Source organism: Marinospirillum sp. (assembly GCF_014859565.1).
In genome coordinates this window covers 1-5,001 of sequence record NZ_JACUUA010000231.1, presented here as the reverse complement: position 1 = coordinate 5,001, position 5,001 = coordinate 1, and the positions used below count along the sequence as shown (strand labels likewise).

4 protein-coding genes are annotated in these 5,001 nt (G+C 52.0%); 3 read left to right on the top strand and 1 reads right to left on the bottom strand.

The features are described from left to right. Window positions 1-2,235 (bottom strand): ribonuclease E (rne, locus tag IBX50_RS17200; protein WP_292257530.1); only part of this gene is annotated, 2,235 nt, incomplete at its 3' end. Between the two features lie 531 nt (window positions 2,236-2,766). Between rne and IBX50_RS17195 the strand changes: the two genes are divergently transcribed. The 3 genes from IBX50_RS17195 to IBX50_RS17185 all read left to right on the top strand — a co-directional run. Further along, window positions 2,767-3,741 carry an RluA family pseudouridine synthase gene (locus tag IBX50_RS17195; RefSeq protein WP_292257529.1) on the top strand — a complete coding sequence of 325 codons (975 nt, stop codon included), beginning with the start codon at window positions 2,767-2,769 and terminating at the stop codon, window positions 3,739-3,741. Then, entirely contained in the window at window positions 3,734-4,744 is a 1,011-nt protein-coding gene (locus tag IBX50_RS17190; protein WP_292257528.1) for a S49 family peptidase, read from the top strand. The genes IBX50_RS17195 and IBX50_RS17190 overlap by 8 nt, the downstream gene beginning before the upstream one ends. Before the next feature lie 66 nt (window positions 4,745-4,810). Next, window positions 4,811-5,001: hypothetical protein (locus tag IBX50_RS17185; RefSeq protein WP_292257527.1), on the top strand; the 191-nt coding region annotated here is incomplete at its 3' end.

The window sequence follows — 5,001 nt, the reverse complement described above, 5'->3', positions numbered from 1 at the left end:
TGGTGTTTCTTGAGCTACGGCAGTTGCGCTGAGAATTTCATCTGCAGGCAGTAGTTGCTCTTTCAGCTTATCAAAATCCGGTGGGGTGGCAGCATCACCAGTCATCACCTTGTTACGACGGCGATTGCGCGGGTTGGTGCGTGCTGGTTTAGTGTCATCATGGGTGGGTACAACAACCGGTACTGGAGCCGGGGTACGGGCTTCCTGACGCGGAGTATCCACCGCAGGAGCTTCTTCACGGCGGTTGTTGTTACGACGTGTGTCGTTACGACCCTCGCTGCGAGCGTCGGTAGTGCGTGGTTCGGTGTTGCGATTGTTGTTGCGCCCTTCGTTACGATTATTCTCGTTGCGGTTGTTGCTGCTTTCTTCTGAGCGGTTACGCGTGTTGCGACGGTTGTTGTCCGGACGGGTGCGGGTGCGGTTGTTGCGATTTTCACCACGGTTGTCGCTGGTGTTCTGGCGAGCAGGTGCAGCGGTTGGTTTTGGGGTTTCGGGCTTCTTAGTGGCATCTTCAGAGTTGCCGAGCAATGCTGTGACAATTCGTGCAAAGAATCCTGGACGGCTTGCTGTTGTTGTCGGAGTTCGGACGCTGGTCGTTACTGCAGGTGCTGCTGTTTCTTCAGCAGGTGCTGGTGCACTGGGAATCACGTTCTGAACGGCTGCTTCAGCAAATCCGGTAACTTTTTCAGCACTGCCAGTGGGTTCTTTGTCATTGGTTTCAGAGACATCAATTTCGTAACTGGCAACTGCTTCTTCATCACCCAGATCGTCATCACGCACCCGTGTTACATCGTAATGCGGTGTGTGCATGTCAGGGTTAGGAATCACTACAACTTCAACGCGCTGGCGTTTTTCGATATCGTGCAGGGGTGAGCGTTTTTCGTTCAGCAGGAAGGTAGCGACAGAAACCGGCAGTACTGCACGAATCTGAGCAGTATTGTCCTTCATGGCCTCTTCTTCGATCAGGCGCAGGATGGACAGAGCTATGGATTTGACATCACGAATGGTGCCCTGGCCTTCACAGCGTGGGCAAACGACACCGCTGGTTTCACCCAGGGAAGGACGCAGGCGCTGGCGGGACATTTCCAGCAGACCAAAACGGGAGATACGACCAATTTGCACACGTGCACGGTCAATCTTCAGTGCGTCACGCATCCGGTTTTCAACTTCGCGCTGGTTTTTGATCGGACTCATGTCGATGAAGTCGATCACCACCAGGCCACCGATGTCACGCAGACGCAGCTGGCGTGCCACTTCATCAGCAGCTTCCAGGTTGGTTTGCAGGGCGGTTTCTTCGATATCACCACCACGAGTGGCGCGTGCTGAGTTGATATCCACCGAAACCAGTGCTTCGGTGTGGTCGATCACAATCGAGCCGCCGGATGGCAGTTTTACTTCGCGCTGGAAAGCAGTTTCGATCTGGCTTTCGATCTGGAAGCGGGAAAAAAGCGGAACATCATCCTGATAGAACTTGATTTTGCTCTGGTAGGACGGCATGACCTGTTGAATAAATCCCTGTGCCTGATTGTAAACTTCCTGGTTATCAATCAGTACTTCGCCGATATCCTGTCGCAGGTAATCACGCATGGCGCGGATAATCACGTTGGATTCGCGGTAAATCAGGAAGGGTGCCGGTTTTTGCATGGCGGCATCATTCACGGATTCCCAGACTTTAACCAGGTAATCCAGATCCCACTGCAGCTCTTCACTGGAGCGACCAATACCGGCAGTACGAACAATTACACCCATTTGATTGGGGATGTTCAAGCCATTCATGGCATCTTTTAATGCCGCACGTTCTTCACCTTCAATGCGGCGAGAAATACCACCAGCACGAGCGTTGTTGGGCATCAGCACCAGATAACGGCCAGCCAGGCTCACATAGGTGGTCAGTGCTGCGCCCTTGTTGCCGCGTTCTTCTTTGTCGACCTGAACAATAACCTCGGTGCCTTCCTTGACCAGATCGCGGATGTTGCCGCGACCTTCACCGGAGTTGCGGGCAAAGTATTCACGTCCGATTTCTTTCAGGGGTAAAAAACCATGGCGCTCAGCACCATAGTCAACAAAAGCGGCTTCAAGGCTGGGTTCTACGCGGGTAATGCGGCCACGGTAAATATTGGCTTTTTTGGATTCTCTGGAACCGGATTCAATGTCGAGATCGTAGAGTCTCTGGCCATCGACAAGGGCAACCCGGCGTTCTTCCGGTTGGGTTGCGTTGATTAGCATGCGTTTCATGTGGGGCTTCCGTTAAGTTCAGGCAGCCCAGACACAGCGTGTTGTCTACATTATGTTTCTTTGTGCTGACACGACAAAATCAGGCAAGGCTTAATGCCGTTCCTGTTTGTTCTTGTATAGTTTTCCGCTTCGGTGAAACGCTCATGATGTCTTGAGCCTGTATACCTGTAGCCCATCAGGGCGGCAGAAAAATAACTAATTTCAGTTTTCGAAACAAAATCTATTGAGTCGTTTGGCACAAGGTAAAAATAAGAGTTTCAACTCGCGAGCCTGAGCCGCGGTTTTTTCTTTTGCCTGACTGTGACATCAGACGTTCTTGAAAATTCTTTTGCGCTGGCCTGCGTGATGCCCATCAGATCAACCATGGGTGCAGGCGCTGCATGAGGGGTTAAGTCCTTTCGTGAGAGTTAAGCCCTTTTCCGCGCCCCGGCATCATACCAGTAGAGCTGAAAGTGAGCAATCGCCCAGAAAAAGTCCGAAGAGGCTAGTATACTGGCCTCCTCAGGGTTTATTGATTCAGGTGATTGATTGATGTCTAGCACAGAAGCCGGTTCTCTGGCTGCAGTAAGGTATCTGGATGTGACTGCCGGAGCGGATGGTCAGCGACTGGATAATTATCTGATCACCCAGCTTAAGGGTGCACCCAGAACACTGGTGTATCGCATCATTCGTAAGGGTGAGGTGAGAATCAACAAAAAACGCGCCAAGGCGGATACCCGTTTGCAGACGGGTGATCAGGTGCGTGTGCCACCCATCCGTTTGACTGAAAAAGCCTCACAAACCCCGGTGGGTGACAGTCTGCGGGATTTGTTGCAAGGTGATGCTCTGATTTATGAAAATGACGCCGTGCTGGTGCTGAACAAACCGGCTGGCCTGGCAGTACATGGCGGCAGTGGTGTGCGGGTGGGATTAATCGAAGCCCTGCGCCAAGTACGTCCGGAGTTGGATTTTCTGGAGCTGGTGCATCGTCTGGATAAAGACACCTCCGGTTGTATTCTGCTGGCTAAATCCCGCAAGGCGCTGAATATTCTGCAAGATCAGCTGCGCGCCAAACAAATGGGCAAGTTTTATCAGGCCTGGGTGCTGGGTAACTGGCCGGTGGAATTAAGAGAAGTGGATGCACCCATAGATCGTGCATCTTCACCTTCCGGTGAGCGACGTATGCGTATTGCTGAACCGGGAGCGGGCAAGGCATCCCTGACTCGTTTTAAAATATTAAAACGTCTGGGTTCACTAACTTTGATCGAGGCAGAACCAGTGACGGGTCGTACACACCAGATCCGGGTTCATGCCCGTTTTGCCGGATTTCCGCTGTTGGGTGATCCCAAGTATGGTGATGAGGCCATAAATGAACGTTTTCGTCGTGCCGGTATCGGAAGGATGTTTTTACATGCACGCAGACTGGTATTTTCTGATCCGCTGACGGGTCAGCGTCTGACTATTGAAGCACCGCTGGATAAAAGCTGGAAGCAGGTAGAACAGGATAAGGTGAAGAATCATGAGTGAGCAGGACCCCTGGACAGGTGAAATGAAACACACCGTGCCGCAGCAAGAAACAGCATCAAAAGTGGACAAGACCGGCGCACCGGAACAATGGATGCAGGCCTGGGCAAAAGAAGTTTTGCTGGAGCAACGCAGAGCCAGGCGCGGACGCCTGATTGGCGGGACGTTGCGAATTGGCATGACCCTGTTGATTTTGCTGCTGGTGTTTGGATCAGGCAAAGAATTACTGTCACCTTCTGAGGACAGTGCGGCAGGAACAGCACATCTGGCGGTGGTGGATATTCGCGGAACAATTGAATCAGAAGGGCGCGCCAGTGCCGAGCGTGTATTACAAGGTGCTCGACGAGCGTTTAATGCGCCCAATGTTGAAGCCGTGGTTTTACGCATTAACAGTCCCGGTGGCAGTCCGGTACAGGCGGGTCAGATCCATGACGGTATTCTCGCTCTGCGCAAACAACATCCGCAGTTGCCTGTTTATGCAGTGATTGAGGATCTGGGGGCTTCCGGTGGTTATTATATTGCCGTAGCTGCAGATACCATTCTGGCAGACCGTGCCAGTTTGGTTGGCTCCATTGGAGTGGTTTCCGGTGGTTTTGGTTTTAAAGAAGCCATTAATCGTTTGGGTATTGAGCGTCGGGTTTTCACCTCGGGTAACAACAAGGCTTTCCTTGATCCCTTTTCTGATATGAATGCGGAGCAGCGGGAGTTCTGGCAAGAGGTGCTGGACTCCACTCACCAGCAGTTTATTCGGGTAGTTAAAGAAGGGCGTGGTGAGCGTCTGGCAGACAATCCAGAGATTTTTTCCGGTCTGGTCTGGAATGGTGAGCTGGCGCTGGAGCAAGGGTTGATTGATGAGCTGGGCTCGATGTTTACCTTGCAAAGTCGGTTGGGTGTGGAGCGCAGTATCAACTACACACCAGAACCCAGCCCCTGGGAGCGTCTGGAGCGTCGTTTGGGCACAGCCATCAAAACAGCTCTGGTTGAGTTGGCTGCGCCTGGATTTTAAAGAGGGCTGGTTTTTAATGCCTGGTTAGACTTTCATTTTTGAACATGCGGAGCAGAAGGCAAGCTTATGGACGTTATTCAGTATATTGATAAAATTAACGGACGGCTGACAGAAGGGCACAGCAGCGAACATACCTTTCGTGGTGACCTGGAACAACTGTTGGCTACCTTGCTCCCTGACTGCAAAATCACCAACGAACCATCCAAAATTACCGACTGTGGCAACCCGGATTTTGTCATCACCCGCAAAGGAGTACC